19 protein-coding genes are annotated in these 20,544 nt (G+C 52.3%); 9 read left to right on the forward strand and 10 right to left on the reverse strand.

Annotation, left to right across the window (positions count from 1 at the left end; all coding sequences use genetic code 11):
* Positions 1-108 precede the first annotated feature (108 nt).
* The 3 genes from BLV85_RS00005 to BLV85_RS00015 all read right to left on the reverse strand — a co-directional run bounded on the left by BLV85_RS00005 (position 109) and on the right by BLV85_RS00015 (position 1,453).
* A complete protein-coding gene (locus BLV85_RS00005) occupies positions 109-438 on the reverse strand; it encodes a hypothetical protein (protein ID WP_176973870.1) in 330 nt (109 codons plus the stop codon).
* Between the two features lie 548 nt (positions 439-986).
* Positions 987-1,199 carry a type II toxin-antitoxin system HicB family antitoxin gene (locus tag BLV85_RS00010; protein ID WP_090410826.1) on the reverse strand — a complete coding sequence of 71 codons (213 nt, stop codon included), beginning with the start codon at positions 1,197-1,199 and terminating at the stop codon, positions 987-989.
* 2 nt (positions 1,200-1,201) lie between these two features.
* On the reverse strand, positions 1,202-1,453 hold the full coding sequence (locus tag BLV85_RS00015; protein WP_090410828.1) for a type II toxin-antitoxin system HicA family toxin: 252 nt from the start codon (positions 1,451-1,453) through the stop codon (positions 1,202-1,204).
* 602 nt (positions 1,454-2,055) lie between these two features.
* Between BLV85_RS00015 and BLV85_RS00020 the strand changes: the two genes are divergently transcribed.
* Positions 2,056-2,772 carry a hypothetical protein gene (locus tag BLV85_RS00020; RefSeq protein WP_090410830.1) on the forward strand — a complete coding sequence of 239 codons (717 nt, stop codon included), beginning with the start codon at positions 2,056-2,058 and terminating at the stop codon, positions 2,770-2,772.
* Positions 2,773-2,909: 137 nt separating this feature from the next.
* Here the strand turns inward: BLV85_RS00020 and recN are convergent, their stop codons facing one another.
* Complete coding sequence (recN, locus tag BLV85_RS00025) at positions 2,910-4,592, reverse strand: DNA repair protein RecN (protein ID WP_090410832.1); 1,683 nt, start codon at positions 4,590-4,592, stop codon at positions 2,910-2,912.
* A gap of 9 nt (positions 4,593-4,601) precedes the next feature.
* Positions 4,602-5,489, reverse strand: coding sequence for an NAD kinase (locus BLV85_RS00030; RefSeq protein ID WP_090410834.1), 888 nt, complete (start codon positions 5,487-5,489; stop codon positions 4,602-4,604).
* A 232-nt stretch (positions 5,490-5,721) separates the two neighbouring features.
* Between BLV85_RS00030 and hrcA the strand changes: the two genes are divergently transcribed.
* The 6 genes from hrcA to BLV85_RS00060 all read left to right on the forward strand — a co-directional run bounded on the left by hrcA (position 5,722) and on the right by BLV85_RS00060 (position 12,978).
* The gene (gene hrcA, locus BLV85_RS00035; RefSeq protein WP_090410836.1) at positions 5,722-6,744 is read left to right on the forward strand and encodes a heat-inducible transcriptional repressor HrcA; all 1,023 of its coding nucleotides are present in this window, start codon (positions 5,722-5,724) and stop codon (positions 6,742-6,744) included.
* A 35-nt stretch (positions 6,745-6,779) separates the two neighbouring features.
* The gene (gene hemH, locus BLV85_RS00040) at positions 6,780-7,865 is read left to right on the forward strand and encodes a ferrochelatase (protein ID WP_090410838.1); all 1,086 of its coding nucleotides are present in this window, start codon (positions 6,780-6,782) and stop codon (positions 7,863-7,865) included.
* A gap of 16 nt (positions 7,866-7,881) precedes the next feature.
* A complete protein-coding gene (locus BLV85_RS00045; RefSeq protein WP_090410840.1) occupies positions 7,882-8,676 on the forward strand; it encodes a sterol desaturase family protein in 795 nt (264 codons plus the stop codon).
* Positions 8,677-8,779: 103 nt separating this feature from the next.
* A complete protein-coding gene (locus BLV85_RS00050) occupies positions 8,780-9,559 on the forward strand; it encodes a M48 family metallopeptidase (RefSeq protein WP_090410842.1) in 780 nt (259 codons plus the stop codon).
* 246 nt (positions 9,560-9,805) lie between these two features.
* Positions 9,806-10,675 (forward strand): phosphoribulokinase, encoded by an 870-nt coding sequence (locus BLV85_RS00055; protein WP_090410844.1) that lies wholly within the window; start codon positions 9,806-9,808, stop codon positions 10,673-10,675.
* A gap of 65 nt (positions 10,676-10,740) precedes the next feature.
* Entirely contained in the window at positions 10,741-12,978 is a 2,238-nt protein-coding gene (locus BLV85_RS00060) for a UvrD-helicase domain-containing protein (RefSeq protein WP_090411022.1), read from the forward strand.
* Positions 12,979-13,106: 128 nt separating this feature from the next.
* On the opposite strand, the gene BLV85_RS00065 is transcribed toward BLV85_RS00060, so the two are convergent.
* The 4 genes from BLV85_RS00065 to BLV85_RS00080 form a co-directional block, all read right to left on the reverse strand.
* Positions 13,107-13,889, reverse strand: a complete 783-nt coding sequence (locus tag BLV85_RS00065; protein ID WP_090410846.1) for a BPSS1780 family membrane protein — start codon at positions 13,887-13,889, stop codon at positions 13,107-13,109.
* Between the two features lie 128 nt (positions 13,890-14,017).
* Positions 14,018-14,962, reverse strand: coding sequence for a homoserine kinase (locus BLV85_RS00070; protein ID WP_090410848.1), 945 nt, complete (start codon positions 14,960-14,962; stop codon positions 14,018-14,020).
* A gap of 96 nt (positions 14,963-15,058) precedes the next feature.
* On the reverse strand, positions 15,059-15,436 hold the full coding sequence (locus BLV85_RS00075; protein ID WP_090410850.1) for a DUF2782 domain-containing protein: 378 nt from the start codon (positions 15,434-15,436) through the stop codon (positions 15,059-15,061).
* A gap of 62 nt (positions 15,437-15,498) precedes the next feature.
* On the reverse strand, positions 15,499-16,218 hold the full coding sequence (locus BLV85_RS00080) for an LOG family protein (RefSeq protein WP_090410852.1): 720 nt from the start codon (positions 16,216-16,218) through the stop codon (positions 15,499-15,501).
* 14 nt (positions 16,219-16,232) lie between these two features.
* Between BLV85_RS00080 and polA the strand changes: the two genes are divergently transcribed.
* Entirely contained in the window at positions 16,233-18,959 is a 2,727-nt protein-coding gene (gene polA / locus BLV85_RS00085) for a DNA polymerase I (protein WP_090410854.1), read from the forward strand.
* A 114-nt stretch (positions 18,960-19,073) separates the two neighbouring features.
* Positions 19,074-20,261, forward strand: a complete 1,188-nt coding sequence (locus BLV85_RS00090) for a DesA family fatty acid desaturase (protein ID WP_090410855.1) — start codon at positions 19,074-19,076, stop codon at positions 20,259-20,261.
* Positions 20,262-20,380: 119 nt separating this feature from the next.
* Here BLV85_RS00090 and rpmG read toward each other — a convergent pair whose 3' ends face one another.
* The gene (gene rpmG, locus BLV85_RS00095; RefSeq protein WP_090410857.1) at positions 20,381-20,536 is read right to left on the reverse strand and encodes a 50S ribosomal protein L33; all 156 of its coding nucleotides are present in this window, start codon (positions 20,534-20,536) and stop codon (positions 20,381-20,383) included.
* Between the last annotated feature and the right edge of the window lie 8 nt (positions 20,537-20,544).

Below are 20,544 nucleotides of genomic sequence, written 5' to 3' on the forward strand. Positions count from 1 at the left end.
GCTGGAAATCGGCGCATGCCTCGGCATGAAGAACATCGGAAAGCCGTGTACGGGAGAACTGTACGCACGGTTTGATGAGGGAGGGCAGGCGCAAGCCTGTTCTCTACTCTACCCCTTGGGGATATACTTTCGCCGGATTAACCGGCTTCGGTATTCATCCCGCCTCAGACGCTCTACCAGCCGTTTGATGTTCTCTCCCAGGTTCTTTCCATACTGGGCGATGGTCACCTTGTCGACACCAGGCGCACCCCGTTTGTTCAGGTTGTGCCAGGCTTCATGCAGCAAGGATTCATTCAAACTGCCGTAGAGGTTTTGGAATCGGTGGGCTTTCGCAGTACCCGCCTTGATGGATAATGCCTGCAAGAAGGTTGGCTCGACGTGCTCCGGCCCGACTTTGTCCGGCGCGAGTTGCCTTTGCAGTCTTCGTATGATTGTCACCCCCTTCTCCATGTGATCGGCTCTACCGTCTCGGAGTACTATGAGGTGATCCGACTTCTCGAACGCCTTCAAGGCCATTTCTGTTTGTCGCAGTTCTGGACACTTTACCTCTCCTTAGGAGCATTCGGGATCTCCCGCGTTCATGACGCATCTCTTGTTACATGCCGTAGCTTGAGAACTCCGCCGGCTCTTTCCAGGCTCACCAATACGCCCAGTCCATTTAGGTTTCACGCACGTTACCACGCTGACCAATCCGGAACGACTTTTCGAAGCGATACCAACTCTAAGGGGCTGCGACCCCATCCGGCCTATAACATACCCTGTGTACGCTTCACCTCTTTTGTTCGCGCGTGCCGTAGCTTGCACCACAGTCACCGCTCCGCCAGAGGCGCAACACTCGGTAATGGTGGGTGGTTAACCCTTACCATGCCGGGACTTGCACCCGACCAGATACGCCACGCTTTGCGCGGCGCACTAACGACGAAGCTCACCGGCGGCGATGGGGCGCAGCGGAATTTCCGTCCGAGTGTAGCGCCTTATTCTGTGCCTCATGCATAGACAAGCCGGCGCCCTTTAGGTGCAGGAATGGGATCCCCAAATTCCCGTGCCGTATCAATCCATAGGTGCATGGCTTCTTGAGCATTCTCCAGCGCCTTTTCCGGAGAGGCGCCATGCGCCATACAACCCGGCAGCTCAGGCACATCTGCGACGAAAGATTGGTCTTCATCGCTCCAATAAATGATCGTTTCATACTTATACATGACTATTCACCTGCCAAGTGATATTTCAGTACTATCTCGCGAACCTGCCTTACCTGGTAGGGCTTGACCTTGTTTCCGGACCACTGGATGTTTATCTTCTCCTCAACGCCTTCCTTTCGGTAGATGTGATGGCTGCCGCGAATTCGTTCATCAAACCCTAAGTTAAGCAGCATTCCTCGAATATCATCAAATGCAATATTTGCATCTGATGTGCCTCGTAGGAGCTTCTCCATTATTTTATCGTATTTTCCCATCCCGGTTCCCTTGATGTTCTAGTACTCCGTTCCGCCAAACCGCTTACATGAAATCGCGCCTTCGCCTGTCATGCGTTGTTGCAAATCCTCGCCATGGCTACGGCTATGACTGCGGTTTGCGCCTAGCCTGGCAGGCGAATCCATCGATTTCATTTGTAAGCTAATTGACGGAACGGAGTGCTAGGCACCGAACGACTGAATTAAGCCGCGTTGCGAAGCGGCGTCGGCTTGAATGAATTGTGTACGCCCAGCATGGGCATGAACTAATGAGGTGAAAGTCCTCTGTAGGAAGGTCACCATCCTTAGCGGCTAATGCCGTTATTAGATGCCAACTACTAGCGAATGGCAAGGGCCAACAATTGACAGGGCCAACAATTGACAATGGCAGGACCGTCAAGAATTAAATTCCCTGGTGGTTTGTATCATTTAATCCCATGTTGTTTGCATAAGTGTTGGCACGTATTTTATTAGTCAGCATTTTTCATTAATGTGTTCTGACAAAAAAATATGACGATATGATTTTGTCTTTATGCCGCTAATTTTTTTCTGGTCAATCTTAATTGGCAGGCATGCCGGGCTAAAAATTGCTGATGAGGTGATTCATGCGTAACCCAGACGAAAAGAATGGCGAGCACACCCGCACCAAGAATACGCGTGATCGAATTGCCAAATGCATGATTTATGGCAGCCTTGCCGTTCTGTTGGTTCTGGCGGCCATGGCTATTTTAGTAGTGGCCATATTTGACCCAAATGCCCTAAAAGAGACGTCGCAGAATATCTTTAACGGTTTACTGCCGTTGTTTGGCGCCTGGGTTGGGGCTGTGCTGGCCTTCTATTTCTCAAAAGACAATTTTCAGACTGCCAGCGAATCTGTCCGGGATACAGTTCGAGAATTTAACCCACAACTTGAGAAACTGCGTCAACGCCAGGTCAAAGATGTCATGGTGCCCATCGGTGCTATCAAGTACAAAAAGTTGGAGCCGGAGCAGGGTGAAGAGAAGTTAATGATCAAAACACTGGTCGATTCCCTTAAAGAAGGCGAAGTGTCGCGCATACCGGTGCTCGACGAGAACAATGTGGTCCGCTATGTCCTCCATCAGAGCATGCTCTACAAGTTCATCGCCAAGAAGAGTATGGAACCGGGCGAAGGCTTTCAGTACGACAAAGCCACCTTGCAGGATTTTCTACGCGTTGAGGGAATGAAAAAGATGGTTGCAAGCACGTTGGCATTTGTGGCGATTGACCGCAACCTGGCCGATGCTAAGTCCTCAATATTCACCTTCCCCAAACAACGCGGCGATCCGAGATTGCGGGTGTAGCAGCACCGTCAGCAGCAAGTAGCATCAATTTCGTTAGTTTTACCCATCCTTGTGTCGCCGTTCGGGTGACGCAAGGATGGGGGCTGGATGTCTAAAGTTGAGTCATATAAAATAGCGGTCAAGCAAGATTCCCGGAATCATTGCTCGCCCGGCCGGTTGTTTTGTAACATTTCTGCCGCATGTGTGCGCGTGACCGAGGTGATTGTTTCACCCCCCAGCATGCGGGCGATTTCCTCGATTCTTGCTGGCGGGTCCAGATTCAGAATATGGGTGGTGGGTGAGGGTGCGGTTTGGGTGCCAGTGGCTTTGGACACTTGCCAGTGTTGATCGCCCATGGCAGCTACCGGGGCTAGATGGGTGATGCACATTACTTGACGCGATTGGCCTAATTGCCTGAGCAGCTTCCCGACCTTTTCCGCCGCTTGTCCGCCGATGCCTGCATCGACTTCATCAAAAATCAGCGTGGGTGTGATGCCGCTTTGGCTGGTGATGACCTGGATTGCAAGACTGATCCGGGAGAGTTCGCCGCCAGATGCTGCCTTGTTCAATGGGCGCAGGGGTAAGCCAGGGTGCGCCGATACCTGAAATTCGATTTGCTCCAGGCCATGTTGGCCGCCTTCTGGCAATGCTGTCAAGGCAACTTCAAAGCGGCCGCCGGCCATCGCCAGGGTTTGCATGATTTCTGTCACCGATCTGGATAGATGGCTGGCGGCGGCATGGCGCGCTTTGCTTAATGTGCCCGCGAGTTGTGCATATTCGTTCCAGGCAGCTTGTTCGGCATTGATGAGGGTTGCGCCGTCGACCACGCCTTCCAGTATCTGTAAGCGTTGTTGTGCAGTTGCCAGCAGCTCGGGTATGGCTTCGGGGCTGATGCGGTACTTGCGGGCCGTGCCGTGAATGGCTGCCATGCGGGTTTCCACTGCTTGCAAGTTTTGCGGGTCCAGATCCAGGCGCTGCTGGTAATGTTTTAGTTCATAGGCGGCTTCCTGCAGCTGAACCTGTGCTGATTCCAGCTGGGCGCAGATCGGTTCGAGGGTGTGATCGATGTCGATCAAGGCCTGTAGACGGCTGGTCACTGAGCTGATCTGGGACAATGCGGCTGTTTCTCCTTCGGACAAGGCTTCCAGGCTGTATTGTGCGGTTTCCAGCAAGCTTGCAGTATGCGCCAATCGGTTATGGTCGGCCTGAAGCGCCTGCCAGTCTTCTGCTGAGAAATTCAGGGAAGACAATTCCTGCACCTGCCATGTCAGGTGCTCATGTTCCTGCAGGCTTTGAGAACGGTGTTTTTCCCAGGCGAGTCTTTGGCGATGAAGCGCCTGCCAGTGCCGGTGAGCGGCGGCCACTTGTCGGGCGAGCTCGGTTTTGCCGGCCCAGGCATCAAGCAGTTCACACTGTTTCTGGTTTTGTAGCAATGATTGATGGGCATGCTGCCCATGGATATCGATTAGCCACTCGCTTATGGTACGCAGTTGCTGCAGGGTGACCGGGGTGCCATTGATAAAATTGCGTGACCGCCCATTGGCTTCAATCACCCGGCGGAGTATACAGCTGTCCGGTGTGGCATCGAGCGCATTGGCATGCAGCCAGGCTTGGGCGGCAGAGAGCGCGTGCAGGTCGAATTCTGCGGTGATTTCCGCGCGTTTGCAGCCATGCCGGATTTGTCCGGTTTCGGCCCGCCCACCCAATGTGAGTACTAAGGCATCAATCAGAATCGATTTGCCAGCACCGGTCTCGCCGGTGAGTACGGTAAAGCCGGGTTTGAAAACCAGCTCTATGCGGTCGACTATAATGAAATCACGGATAGACAGGCTCAGAAGCATGGTTGCTGATCAGCCGCCGTTTTTCTGCAGAATGCCGCTCCAGCCAAGCTTTTCTCGCAGCATGCGGTAATGGCTGTAATGGATGGAATGCATCAGCCTGACTGTTTCCGGGTAGCGCCGGACCACAACCCGGTCATGTTCACCGAGATCAAACCAGGAATGGCTGTCGGCGTAGATTTTGGTTTCGGTCGTGTAATGAACCTTGATATCAACCACTGCATCGGCGCCGACCACGATGGGGCGATTGCTCAGGGTATGTGGGCAGACCGGGACTAACGCCATCAGGTCTAGCCCAGGATGCAGGATCGGCCCGCCAGCCGAGAGGGCGTAGGCAGTTGAACCGGTGGGTGAGGCCACGATCAAGCCATCCGAGCGCAGCGAATACACATATTCATCGTTAATGCGCACTTCAAATTCAATCATGCCGCTACTCACGCCACGGTGCAGTACAACATCATTGAAAGCGAGTTCCTTGTAAACGCATTCCTCGTTGCGCATGACCTCGGTTGCCAGCAGCGTGCGGTTTTCCACAACGTACTGGCCTTCCAGCATCATAGCCAGCGTGTCGTACATGGTTTCGACAGTCAGATCTGTCAGAAATCCCAGTCGCCCTTGGTTGACTCCAATCAGGGGGACATTGTATGAAACCAGTGCACGGGCAATATTGAGCATTGTGCCGTCACCGCCGATTACGACCGCCAGATCTGCCTGTTTGCCAATTTGTTCCAGGGTCAAGGCTGGGTAGGCAAGATCCTCGATATGGGCGGCAGTCAGGACATCCAATACTACGTTGAGATCTCGCTCGGAGAGAAATTGTGCCAGACTTAGCAAAGGTGTCGTAATATCCGGGTTTTTGTGCTTGCCGATCAATGCAATTGTTTTGAATGGAATGGCCATCTGCCTTCGACTTTGAAATAAGTTCGTTTAATTAAATGAGTGGTCAGGAATTGCCCGTGGGCGGATTGTGGTGCGCATTTCCAAGTGGAGCACAAGTTTGAGAATATTAACGCAGCAGCTACTAAAGGTAAAAGTAAGTTGATAAATGTTAAATGTGCCCTTATCTGAAACTTGGGCAATTTTAACTTCGTGGCCACCCATCTGACGGCACCTATTGGTGTAGAATAAACCGATGCTCAATGAACGTGCAAAAATACTACTTAAAACTTTGGTTGAACGTTATATCCATGAGGGACAACCAGTTGGTTCGCGTTCACTCGCCAAATTTTCAGGTCTGGATCTCAGCCCGGCCACTATCCGTAATGTGATGACCGATCTCGAGGAGATGGGCTATGTCGCCAGCCCGCATACCTCTGCCGGGCGCATGCCGACAGCGCTTGGCTATCGTTTCTTTGTTGATTCCCTGCTGATCGTCAAGTCTTTGGATGAGACGCAGATCACTACCCTGGCCAATCAGATGCATCCGGACAATCCCTCGCGGCTGGCCAATGTGACTTCACAGTTGCTTTCAGATCTGACCCAGTTTGTTGGGGTGGTCATGACGCCCAGAAGAGCAGGTGGGGCAGTGTTCCGGCATATCGAGTTTATGGCATTGACCGAGAAACGCATCCTGCTGATTCTGGTGACGCCGGAAGGCGATGTTCAGAACAGGATTATTTTTACGGATTCGGTCTATAGCCAGTCTGATTTGATCGAGGCTGGGAATTTTCTCAACCAGAATTATGCGGGCTGCACCCTTGAAGAAATCCGGACCCGCATACAGCGCGAGCTGGTGCAATTGCGTCATGATATGACTCGCCTCATGAATGCGGCCATTGAGGCTGGCAGCGATGCTTTCCGCGAGAGCAGCGAGACGGTGATCATTTCCGGGGAACACAAGCTTCTGGATATCCGGGATTTGTCCGAGAATTTGGCAGGTCTGAAGAAGCTATTTGAATTGTTCGAGCGGAAATCAAAATTGCTGCAACTGATGGAGCTGAGCCGTCAGGCGCATGGCGTGAAAATCTTCATTGGCGGCGAGTCTGATGCCACGGTGCTGGAAGAAGTGAGCGTGGTGATGGCTCCGTACGAAATAGAAGGGGAAGTGGTGGGAACAGTGGGTGTGATTGGTCCGCGGCGCATGGCCTATGAACGTATTATTCCGATTGTTGATATCACAGCCAGGCTGTTTTCGAGTAATCTGGCGCAACATTGAAGATCGATTCTAATCATTATCGAAGCGAGCAAATAATGCAACCTGAACCCGCCTACCAACATGGCTCGATGAACCGGATCGGTGTCTTGCTGATCAATTTGGGCACACCCGATGCGCCGACAGCCAAGGCTTTGAGGCCCTATCTCAAGCAATTCCTCAGCGAACCGCGGATTATCGAGCTGCCACGCTGGTTGTGGTGGTTCGTCCTGAACGGCATCATCCTCAACACACGCCCCAGGAAATCGGCGGAGAAATATGCGCAGATTTGGATGCCGGAGGGCTCGCCACTGAAAGTACACACCGAGCGCCAGACTGAATTGCTGTTGCAATTACTGGAAGAGCGCATCAAACCGGCACCGGTGGTGGAATATGCCATGATGATCGGGGCGCCATCGATCGCAGAGAGATTGCAGCGGATGAAAGAAAGAGGATGTGATCGCATTCTGGTTTTGCCGCTGTTTCCGCAATATTCCGCCAGCAGCAGCGGCTGTGCAATGGACGGGGTATTTTCCGAGTTGCGTCGCATGCGGAACATTCCGGCTGTGCGTACAGTGAAACACTACCATGATGATGCCGGCTATATCGAAGCCCTGGCCCAGAATGTTCGTGAATATTGGGACAAGCATGGCCAGCCGGACAAGCTGATCATGAGCTTTCATGGCGTGCCGCGCAAGACGCTGGACCTGGGCGATCCATATCATTGTGAATGCCAGAAAACAGGCCGGCTGCTGGCGGAGGCATTGGCGCTCACGAGCGATCAATACCAGGTATGCTTTCAGTCGCGTTTTGGTTTTTCGGAATGGTTGGGTCCCTATACCTCGAAAACGCTCAAGGAGCTGGGCAAGCAAAAGCTCAAGCGGGTTGATGTCGTGTGTCCCGGCTTTGTGGCGGATTGTCTGGAAACTCTGGAAGAGATTGCTATCGAGGGAAAAGCGGCTTTCATCGAAGCGGGTGGTGAAGACTTTCATTATATTCCCTGTCTCAATGAGCATCCTGACTGGATCCAGGTTCTTGGCGACATCACTCACAGGCATCTTGCCGGCTGGCTGGAGCAACAGGTTTCCGAGGAAGCTGCCGAATTGTCCCGCAAGCTGGCGCTGGAGATGGGTGCGCAGGAATAGCCTGCAAATCTGAACCATGCTGGCCGAGCAGGAAGCCCTGATCCGGGCGGGATGCTTTCTCGGCATCTTGATCCTGATGGCATCCTGGGAAGTCTATGCGCCCAGGCGCAAGTTGACCATTTCCAAATGGCTGCGTTGGCGTAACAATTTGTCGCTGACGGTTTTGAATACCATTCTGATCAGGCTGGCTTTCCCTGTGGCAGGCACCGGCATGGCGGTTTATGCCGCGAGCAATCAATGGGGCTTGTTCAATCAGCTTGAATTGCCGGCCTGGCTCATGGTTGGCTTGAGCCTGGTGTTGCTTGATCTGGTCATATATGGCCAGCACCTCGTGATGCATAGCTATGCGCCTCTGTGGCGTTTGCATCGTGTGCATCATGCTGATCTGGATATCGATGTCACGACTGGCGCGCGTTTCCATCCGCTCGAAATGCTGCTTTCGATGCTGGTCAAATTCTGTGCCATCCTGCTTTTTGGTGTTTCTGCCTGGGGTGTGCTGCTCTTTGAAATCATTCTCAATGCGATGGCTATGTTCAATCATAGCAACATCCGCTTGCCTGGCGCGATAGATCGCCGCCTACGAATTTTGATTGTGACGCCCGATATGCATCGCGTCCATCATTCAACTGTGCCACACGAAATGCACAGTAATTTTGGCTTCAATCTCGCCATCTGGGACAGAATATTCGGCACCTATCGTGCCCAGCCACAGGCCGGTCACATCGGCATGACAATCGGTCTGGCTGAATGGCGCGATCCGGGTTTATGCAGCCGCTTGGCCAATATTCTCATGATGCCCTTCCGGCGCTGACCCGTTGCCTGCCCGGCGGGAAATTCATAATATTTGCTTGCTTTTTTATCCTTATATGATAGTTTTGATTACGCAAATAACCTGATTCGCTGGTACAAATAAAATGAAGCTATTCACTAATTTATGTTTGGCACTTATCCTGGCCGCTTGCGCGACATCGCCTACGGGCAGAGCGCAGTTCGCATTCATGCCGGATGCCGAATTGAATAGCATGGGGCTGCAGGCCTTTGAAACGCTCAAACGGGAAAATCCAGTGAGCCGCAACACGGCGCAGATCGAATTTGTCCGTTGTGTCACGGATGCGCTGACCAGGGAAGTCGGCGGCGAATGGGAGGTGGTCGTCTTCGAGGACCGTTCACTCAACGCATTCGCATTGCCGGGTGGAAAAATCGGTGTGCATGCGGGTTTAATTGACTTGGTAGACAACCAGCATCAGCTGGCCACCATCATCGGCCATGAAATCGGGCATGTTCTTGCCCGGCATAGCAACGAGCGGATGTCCCAGCAAGTGGGTACGAAAATGGGGCTCACCCTCATTCAAGCCGTGACCGCGCCACAGACTGCCATGGGGCAGACGGCTATCGGTCTGCTGGGAGTGGGCGCGCAGTATGGCATCATCATGCCGTTTAGCAGGCTGCACGAAAGCGAGGCCGACATGATCGGCCTAGATTTGATGGCCAAGGCAGGATTCAATCCGGCAGAAAGCATCACCCTCTGGCAAAAAATGACCCAAGCCAGTCAGGGGCCGCAACCCGTCGAATTTCTTTCCACCCATCCTTCTCACAACACGCGTATCCAGGATTTGCAAGCCCGCTTGCCGAGAGCGCTGCAGCTACAACAACAGGCGAATGCGGCAGGAAAGCATCCTCGCTGCTTCAAATAATCATGCTTGAGCGGCAGCATAGGCCTGTACCGGGCAATTATTCTTCTCTATTCTTTTCTCATCCGTAGTGGATAGTCGTTTATACCAGGAAAACCATAGGGTATAAATTCCTATTTTGTTCAAAGAGTTATAGAATACCTACCAAGAACGGCCTAAAAACAAGTATCATTCGCGCTACATTTATACGCAAAACCGTTAAACCAGTATTCTTAATTGATCTTATTATATTCAAGGAGATAGCAACAAATGTCGCAAAAGCACCCTGTTATCGCCGTGACCGGATCGTCCGGCGCTGGTACCTCCACAGTCAAAACCAGTTTTGAGCATATTTTTCGCCGCGAGCAATTGAAAGTGGCTGTTGTGGAAGGGGATAGTTTCCATCGCTACGACCGGGAGGCCATGAAGCAGGCGGTTGAGGCGTCAGAGAAAGGGGGCGGACGGCCAATCAGTCATTTCGGCCCGGAAGCGAATGAATTCGAGAAGCTGGAAACGCTCTTCAGAGAGTATGGCGAAACGGGTTCCGGTCAAACACGCTTGTATTTGCACAACGATCAGGAAGCTGCGCCCTACAACCAGAAGCCAGGCACCTTTACGCCCTGGAAATCGATCGAACCGGGCACGGATTTGCTGTTCTACGAGGGCCTGCATGGGGGTGTAAAAAGCGACACCGCCGATGTGGCGCAATTTGTGGATCTGCTGGTGGGTGTGGTGCCCATCGTCAACCTCGAATGGATCCAGAAGATTTATCGGGATACGGCGGCCAGAGGCTACTCTGCCGAAGCCGTGACCCATACCATTTTGCGCCGCATGCATGATTACGTGCATTACATCACGCCGCAGTTTTCGCGCACGCATGTCAATTTCCAGCGTGTGCCAACGGTAGATACTTCCAATCCTTTCATCGCGCGTGAAATTCCCTCATTGGATGAAAGCATGGTTGTCATTCGCTTCCGTGATTATCATGGCGTGGATTTTCCCTTCTTACTCAATATGATCGGCGATTCTTTCATGTCCCGTCCGAACACGATTGTCGTGCCGGGTGGCAAAATGGGCATGGCGATCGAACTGATTCTGACACCGCTGATTCTGGATCTGGTCACAAAAAGCAAAAAGTAACATTCATGATTTTCCTGTTTCACGCTGGTTGCTGTGCAGGAAATTCGAATATTGCTTCCATTCATATGACATCGTTACTTTCCGGCCTGAACCCGGAACAGCTCGAAGCCGTCACCTGGCCACACCATTCCGCATTGGTGCTGGCGGGTGCCGGTAGTGGCAAGACACGGGTACTGACCACTCGGATCGCTCATTTGCTCCAGACCGGTCAGGCGCATCCGCAAAACATCCTGGCTGTGACCTTCACCAACAAGGCCGCCCGGGAAATGATCACGCGCATTGCCGCCATGCTGCCTATCAATATACGCGGCATGTGGATCGGTACTTTCCATGGCTTGTGCAACCGGATGTTGCGCATGCATGCTGAGGATGCGGGGTTGCCCCAGGCTTTCCAGATACTGGACATGGCAGACCAGCTGGCAGTCATTCGGCGCATGTTGAAGGAACGTTCGCTGGATGAAAAATCTTTTCCACCCAGGCAGGTTCAGTGGTTTATCAACAGTGCCAAAGAGGAGGGCTTGCGCGCATCCCGGGTCGAGACACAGGACAGCTACCGGCGCAAGCTTGCCGAGTGTTATCAGATTTATGAAGGGATCTGCACCCGTGAGGGTATTGTCGATTTTGCCGAATTGCTGTTGCGCAGTTACGAGTTGCTGAGCCGCAACGAGCTTTTGCGCGATCATTACCGAGCGCGTTTCAATCATATTTTAGTCGACGAGTTTCAAGACACCAATCGTTTGCAATACAAATGGCTCAAATTGCTGGCGGGGGCAGATTCGCCACAGCGGGCGGCTATTTTCGCTGTTGGTGACGATGACCAGAGTATTTATGCATTCCGGGGTGCGCATGTCGGCAATATGAAAGATCTGGAGCGGGATTTTGCGATTTCCAAAGTCATTAAACTGGAACAGAATTATCGCTCACATGGCAATATTCTGGATGCAGCCAATATATTGATCAGCCATAACAATGGGCGCCTGGGCAAAAATCTATGGACTGCTGAGGGGCATGGCGAGCCGGTTCGTGTTTATCATGCGATCACGGATATTGAGGAAGCGGCCTTTATTGTGGATGAGATCAAGGCATTGCAGGCCGATGGCTTGGCGCTTTCGAATATTGCGCTCCTCTATCGTTCCAATGCTCAGTCACGGATTCTGGAGCACAGCCTGTTTAATGCATCGATTGCGTACCGGGTGTACGGTGGCATGCGCTTCTTTGACCGGCAAGAAATCAAATATGCGCTCGCCTATTTGCGTATGATTGCTTTCCCGGATGACGATCATGCATTGTTGCGCATCATTAATTTTCCGGCGCGAGGCATTGGTGCCCGGACACTGGAGCAGCTGCAGGAAGAGGCCGGTGCCGCAGGCAGCAGTCTATGGCAGGCAGCACTGAAGCGATGTGATGGAGCAGGAGACACAGCGGCGCGCCGGGCAAATGCATCTGGCAAGAGTGTCGCGGGTTTTGTGCATCTCATACAGACCATGCAGCAGGCCTGTGCCGGCCTGTCGTTGCCTGAAATCGTTCACCATGTGGGAGAGATGAGTGGCTTGATGGCGCATTATCAGGCCGAGCGCGAAGGCGCCGAACGCTTGGAAAATCTGAAGGAATTGATCAATGCGGCAACCAGTTTCGTGCACGAGTCTGAGGATGACAGTCTGCTGGCTTTTCTTTCCCATGCGTCCTTGGAAGGGGGGGAGCATCAGGCTGGTAGTTACCAGGATGCCGTTCAGCTGATGACAGTGCATGCAGCCAAGGGGCTGGAATTTCATTCAGTCTTCATCAGCGGCCTGGAAGAAGGGTTGTTTCCTCATGAAAATAGCCGTCATGAGGCAAATGGCCTGGAAGAGGAGCGGCGCCTCATGTATGTGGCGATGACGCGCGCGCAACGGCGCTTATATCTGAGTCACGCCCAGAGCCGCATGTTGCATGGGCAGACGCGGGTGAATGTGCCGTCACGATTTGTTGAAGAGATTCCCGGTGATTTGCTAAAGAGGCTGCGGCCAGATTCCAGAGCAGACATCGGGTCACAGCCATTTTTTATGAGTCCGGCAGATGATGCCAGACCTGTCCGCCGTGCGGCAGGAAGCACTGCGAGCAATGCATCCAGCCGATCCGTGGCCGCTATGGCTGCGCATGCGCCGGGCCTGCGGATCGGTCAGCAGGTCTCGCACACGAAATTCGGGCCGGGTACCATTATTGACTACGAGGGAAGTGGGGCGGATATGCGGGTGCAGGTATGTTTTAGCCATGCTGGCACCAAATGGCTTTCACTTGCGTATGCCAAACTGACGCCTCTGTGAGTATTGCCGGTCCTGGCTCCTGGATTGGCTGTTCCAACCCGCTGACTGAAGACAGGGTTAGGTCAACAGTTGCGTGCTTGTTGAACTAACCCTGTCTATAGCGGTATTCCCATCATCGGGATGCCGGTTTAGCGCTGTTCTATCTGACTGGTGTCCTCTTTGTTCTTATGCTCGTCTGGGGCGGAATCCGTGTTGCTATCCTCATCGTAGTGAAAGAGATCCTTGTAACTCACGTATACGGAGGCGAAGGTGACCGGGAACCATAAAATGAAGCCCAGTCCATAGGGGATTGATGCCAGAAAAGCGAGAAAAAGCAGCGTGATGAAATATATCTGGAAAGCAAAGATATTTCTCAGGCAAGCAAAAAAGCTTTTGCGCATGGCAATGACGGGCGGCATATTCTCGAACATTACCAGCATGGGGGCGAACCAGACGGCCATTAACAGCGGGATGATGAGCAGCAGGGCAAATAGAAAGGCGGACAAGGCATCATCCATCACCGCAGGCAACTCGCTCTCGTCGAAACGCTTGCCATAGAGCCACATGTCGACGACAGCATCTCCTCCAAGCAGCATGAAAACACCGATGATCAGGACATCGCCAATCAGATAGAGTCCACCTATCGTGATCAGTGCCGAGGTGTTCTTTTTGAAACCGACAAATAGGTATCCCAGGTCCAGCTTACCGGTCAGATCCAGTTGTCTGCACCCGACCATGATGCCGGCCACAAAGACCGGCATGGTCAGTGTGCCGACAAAACTTCCCAGCAGCGGGATAAGGCCGAGCGTGGCACCGATCAGCAGGTAAGTGAAGCATAGCAATATCCAGTTGAGGGGCGCCTGGCGAAAAAAATAGAAACCGCTTACTATCCACTGTAATCCCTGTTTGCCGCGTACATATCGCGCATCCATCTGTATGTTCCTCCTGTAATGTAAAACGACTCATCTGCGAGCATTGATAGGTGTCAGGACGAGCCGGTAAGCAGAATACCTAGAAACACAAATCATGTTTCTACCGTGTTTGAAAATCGGTTTCAGAGCTAGAGATGCGGCAACATGCTCGGGTTGGTCAAATGATATTCCAGAATTTTTCTAAAATGCACTGGGTCTTTTTTGTGTGTCAATTCACCCGGGCGGGGCAAATGATAATCATACAGGCGCGATATCCAGAAGCGCAGTGCTCCGGCACGTAACATCTGCGGCCAGGCATGGTGCTCTTCAGCATTTAATGGACGGATGGTGTGATAGGCCACTATAAATGCCCGGGTGCGTGCCTTATCCAGCATTTCATTTCCGAGCATGCACCAGTCATTGACGGTAATGGCGAGGTCGTAGAGCAGCGCATCGTTGCAAGCAAAATAGAAATCGATAATGCCACCGATGCCGGAAGATGTAAACAGAACGTTGTCGCGAAACAAATCTGCATGAATGATGCCTTGCGGGAGCCTGCCCGTGGGGTGTGCGGCCTGGTATTCCAATTCCGCCTCAAGCAGCTCATGCTCAGCCGGTGCCAGAAAAGGGCTGATGTCTTGGGCCGTTGCTTGCCACCAGTCCAGGCCACGTGGGTTTTCATTTCGATCTGAATAGGATAGGCCGGCCAAGTGCATTCTTGCCAGCAGCGCGCCGATCTGGGCGCACTGTTTCTCTGTGGGGTCAAGCATGGACCGGCCAGGCAGGAAAGTGACAATGCAGGCGGGTTTGCCGTTCAGCCAGCTGAATAAAGCGCGATTATGCGGCGCAACCGGTCTGGGGCAAGGAATGCCGTGACTGGACAGATGCGCCATGAGATTGAGGTAGAAGGGCAGCTCAGTATCGGTCAGTTTCTCAAACAGGGTGAGAATGTATTTTCCTTGTGTGGTCGTGACAAAGTAGTTGGTGTTTTCTATTCCTGATGAAATACCCTGTAAATCGATTAATGTGCCCAGTGAATAATTGTGCAGCCAATTGCTCAGTTGCGTTTGGGTGACGGGAGTAAAAACAGACATGAATGGAGCAATGAGAAAAGCGTTAGCAGGTTAAAAGCAGCCGGTTTGGAACAATTTGGAAAAGCTTGGATTATGTACGCAGGCCATTGAAGAGAATCAGAAGCGAAAAATTTCCCACATTGGCACACTGACATCGGAATCCATAATATCCCCCCGGTGGGGGCCGCCAACCGCACCCCGGCGGTTCAGCAGATAATAAGGCTTGCCGATTCGTGGCGTAATCTTGATCATGTAAAGATGGCCATTGATGCGATATTCTTCAATTGTTTCATCTTCGCCTTCGCGTATGGTGATTTCAGGCTCCAGGGATGGATCAAGTCCCAGATCGGGCAGCGGGATCTCCTCTTCAGAGGGGGGGTCGGGTAATTCCGGTAAAGGCACCAAATCATCGGGCTGTGGCCGGGGTTGCGCCTGGACCGATGAGGTCGCCCAGATCGAACTGGCAAGAAGCAGCAGGATGGTCACCGATCTCATGCAGGGCACTCCAAAATATAGAAAATCTAAACAGGTTGTGGGGAAAGAGATCTGAGCCTATCCTAAAGATTCAGCTGAATATCGCGCTCGGTTGCCGTGGGCTCAAACCCGGATGTTTCGTAGTAGCGGAAGATCGCATCGACCACCTGGGTGGGCTCGTCGATGATTTGGATGAGGTCCATGTCTTCTGGCGCGATAAAGTCTTCTGCAACCAGTACCTGACGAAACCAATCGACCACACCCTGCCAGAAATCCGAGCAGACAAGAATGATTGGCATCTTGCGGGTCTTGCCGGTTTGCACCAGCGTCAGCGCTTCCATCAATTCGTCGAGTGTGCCGAATCCGCCTGGCATGACGACATAGGCGGTGGCAAATTTGACGAACATATATTTGCGCGCAAAAAAGTGGCGAAAAGTTTGGCTGATGTCCTGGTAGACATTGCGGTGTTGTTCATGGGGCAGCTGAATGTTCAGCCCCACACTCGGCGATTTGCCAAAAAAAGCGCCTTTGTTGGCTGCCTCCATAATGCCCGGGCCGCCACCGGAGATGACCGAGAATCCGGCATCCGACAATTGTCTTGCAATCGCTTCGGTTAATTTATAATGTGGATGGTCGGGGTGCGTTCTTGCGCTGCCAAAAATGCTGACGGCCGGTTGGATGCATTCCAGTCGTTCTGTTCCCTCGACAAATTCCGCCATGATCCCGAAAACTCGCCATGATTCCTTGGCTGACCAGGGTTTTTCCAAGGTCAATGCATTAGCCAGTTTAGCTTGCAAGCTCATAAAGGTCCTTTTTGATGAAAATGCTTTTGTTGGTCGACGGCTCTTCTTACTTGTACCGCGCTTTCCACGCTTTACCGGATTTGCGCAATCGTCACAATGAACCCACCGGCGCGATTTATGGCGTGCTGAACATGTTGCGCCGCCTGCACAAGGAGTATCACCCCGATTATAGCGCGTGTGTGTTTGACGCAAAAGGTAAAACATTTCGAGATGAGATCTACCCGCAGTACAAGGCGCATCGTCCACCGATGCCGGAGGATTTGTCCAGGCAGATTGCACTCTTGCATGAATGTATACGCGCGATGGGTTGGCCGCTCTTGATGGAAGAGGGTGTTGAAGCCGATGATGTGATCGGCACGTTGGCCAGGCTGGCTGCCAATGAGCAAGTGCAATGCATTATTTCCACAGGTGATAAGGATATCGCTCAACTGGTGGGGCCGGGGATTCAATTGGTGAATACCATGAATAACGAGCGATTGGACGAATCGGGGGTGTTCGATAAATTTGGCGTGACCCCTGCCCAAATTATCGATTTCCTGGCGCTAGTGGGAGACAGTGTCGACAACATTCCTGGGGTCGAGAAAGTGGGGTCCAAGACAGCAGCCAAATGGCTAAAGAAGTATGGCACGCTGGATAATCTGATTGCCCATGCCGATGAGATCAGTGGGGTAGTGGGCCAGAATCTGCGCCAAAGCCTGCCCTGGCTGGAGACTTCGAGGAAGTTACTGGCTATCAAATGTGATGTGCCGCTGGAGATTGACTGGCATAACCTCGTGACGGACGCCATGGATACGGAAAAGCTGGCAGCACTCTACGAACGCCTTGAGTTCAAAAGCTGGCTGCGCGAGCTCAAGCAAACCCAGGCCACGAATGGCAGTGATCCTGCCATGCCTGATCTCGATCCTGCAGTCGTACAGCCAGCGCATACCGAATTGGATCTGGACTACCAGACCATCTTGACCGAATCCCAGCTGGAGGACTGGCTGCAGCAGTGTGAACATGCTCAGCTGGTCTCGGTGGATACCGAGACAACCAGCCTGAATCCCATGGAGGCAAGGCTTGTGGGGCTGTCACTTTGCATACAGCCGGGCCAGGCGGCCTACCTGCCGCTCGCACATCATTATCCGGGTGTGCCGCAGCAGCTGGACAGTAAGCGGGTGCTGGAACGGCTGCAGCCTTGGCTGGAGAACCCCGATCAAGCCAAGCTTGGCCAAAACCTGAAATATGACAAGCATGTGCTGGCCAATCATGGCATAGCGCTCAACGGGATAGTCCATGATACATTGCTGCAATCCTATGTGCTGGAATCGCATCAGTCGCATGATCTGGATAGCTTGGCTACCCGCCATCTGGGTGTGCAGACTATTCACTACGATGAGCTGACCGGCAAAGGCGCGAAACGCATTGGTTTTGAGCAGGTGGAAATTGACCGGGCTGCGCGTTATGCAGCCGAAGATGCGGATATTGCATTGCGTTTGCATCAGTTTTTGTATCCGTCCATCCGCAGCGATGACCATCTTGAGCAGATTTATCGGCAGATCGAGATGCCGCTGCTGGATATTCTGTTCCATATCGAGCGTCATGGCGTGTTGCTGGATGTCGACTTGCTGCGCGCGCAAGGCGGTGAGTTGGCCCGGCAACTGGCGGCGCTCGAACAGCAGGCCTATTCGATGGCCGGACATGCCTTCAATCTGAATTCGACCAAGCAGATACAGGAAATATTGTTTGGACAATTCAAACTGCCGGTCATCAAGAAGACGCCCAAGGGTGCGCCCTCTACCGATGAAGAGGTGCTTCAGCGGCTGGCCTTGGATTATCCTTTGCCCAAGATTCTGCTGGATTACCGCAGTCTGGCCAAACTCAAATCGACCTATGTCGACAAATTGCCGCAAATGGTGAACCGGCAAACCGGGCGTGTCCATACGCATTATGCCCAGGCTGTGGCAGTGACCGGGCGCCTGGCAAGCAACGACCCCAATCTGCAGAATATTCCCGTCCGTACGCCCGAAGGCCGGCGGATTCGTGAAGCATTTATCGCCCCTGTAGGTTGGCAGATCATTTCTGCCGATTATTCCCAAATCGAGTTGCGCATCATGGCGCATATTTCCCAGGATGCGGGGCTGCTGCAGGCTTTTTCTGAGGGGCAAGACATTCACCGTGTGACTGCCGCAGAAGTTTTTGGTGTGCCGGTCGAGCAGGTCAGTGCAGAACAGCGCCGTTACGCCAAGGTGATCAATTTTGGCCTGATCTACGGCATGTCGGAATTTGGATTGGCGGCACAGCTGGATATCGACCGCATGGCGGCACGTACTTTCATCGATCGATATTTTGCCCGTTATCCGGGCGTGGCCGATTACATGCAGCGCACGCGAACCGAAGCCAAGCAGAATGGATATGTAAAAACCGTGCTGGGGCGGCGATTGCAATTATCGGATATTCGCAGCAGTCAGCACAACCGGCGCATGGGTGCGGAACGTGCGGCAATCAATGCGCCCATGCAGGGTACGGCGGCCGATATCATCAAGCTTGCCATGATCGCCGTGCATGGATGGTTGGTGCAGGCGCAACTGCAGAGCAAGCTCATCATGCAAGTGCATGATGAGCTGGTGCTGGAGGTCCCCGTTGGCGAGGTTGCTCTGGTCAAGGAGAATCTGCCCAAACTAATGGAGAATGTCCTCGAACTGGATGTCCCACTGCGGGTCGAAGTAGGTGTGGGAAATAATTGGGATCAGGCACATTGATTCAATCTTATCAATTGTTTATAAAAAAATTATGAAATTCCTTGACTAATGGATGACATCTCTTTAGATTGATCTAGTTAGAAAGTGGAATTATTTAGGAGGGGTTATACCAAGATGGATATCGCATCGATATTATTAACCGGTTTAATTGACTTGCCGTGGTGGGGATATATTGTTACAACGCTGATATTTACCCATATCACTATCGCAAGCATCACCATATTTTTGCATCGCCACCAAGCGCACAGAGCATTGGATTTGCATCCGATACCCAGCCATTTCTTTCGTTTCTGGCTTTGGTTGACGACCGGTATGGTAACCAAGGAATGGGCCGCCGTTCACCGGAAGCATCACGCTAAATGTGAAAGCGCAGATGATCCGCATAGCCCGCAAATTTTCGGCATCCAAAAGGTGCTGGCCGAGGGCGCCGAGCTTTACAAAATTGAAAGTAAAAACAAAGAGACGCTGGAACGCTATGGGCATGGCACACCCGATGACTGGATGGAGCGTAACGTATATACCAAGCATAGCGTAGCGGGTATTGCGTCGATGCTGGTCATCAATGTACTGCTATTTGGTCCGATCGGACTGACTATTTGGGCGGTGCAAATGATGTGGACACCGGTGATGGCAGCCGGCGTGATCAACGGTATCGGTCATTTCTGGGGTTACCGCAATTTCCGTTCGGAGGATGCCAGCCGTAACATCGCGCCTTGGGGAATCCTGATTGGTGGCGAAGAGTTGCACAATAACCACCATGCCTATCCGACATCAGCCAGATTATCCAATAAGTGGTTTGAGTTCGATATCGGCTGGATGTATATCCGAATACTGGAAATAATGGGACTGGCCAAGGTCAAAAAAGTCGCACCCAAATTACAACTGAACAAAAGCAAGACCGAATGCGATCTGGAAACATTGCAGGCTGTCATTTCTCATCGCTATGAAGTGTTGGCCAAATATACTCAATCCATGAAGGCGGCCTTCAGTAAAGAGCTGGCACACTTGCAGGGGGTTGCTGCAGAACATGGTGTGGATGGCCCAACCTTGAAAAACTGGGTATTGGCCGATGCCAAGACCCTGAAGGAAGAAGAGCGGGATAAGCTGACGCAGGTGTTGAGTCATGCGCAGATGCTCGACAAGCTCTACCATATGCGAGAGGAGCTTTCGATGATATGGGAGCGTTCTGCTGCGACCAAGGATGAATTGCTCAAGCAATTGGAAGACTGGTGCCGCCGTGCAGAAGAAAGTGGTATCGATTTTCTGCAAAACTTTTCTCGCAGACTGCGCTGCTATGCATAACCATCGTCTTGCATGATACAAGACAATAAAAAACCCGCTTCGGCGGGTTTTTTATTGTCGGTTTTCTGACTCTGATGGACTGGCCTCTGATGGACTGGCTATTGGGGCGCAGGCTCAGGTTATTTCAGCTTGGTCTCTTTGTATGCCACATGCTTTCTTGCTACCGGGTCATATTTCTTGAGCTCCAGTTTTTCCGGATTGGCTCGTTTGTTTTTGGTCGTGGTGTAAAAATGACCTGTTCCAGCCGACGACTCTAGTTTTATCTTCTCACGCATAGCTTATG

The organism is Nitrosomonas halophila, from assembly GCF_900107165.1.
In the GTDB taxonomy this organism is placed as follows: domain Bacteria; phylum Pseudomonadota; class Gammaproteobacteria; order Burkholderiales; family Nitrosomonadaceae; genus Nitrosomonas; species Nitrosomonas halophila.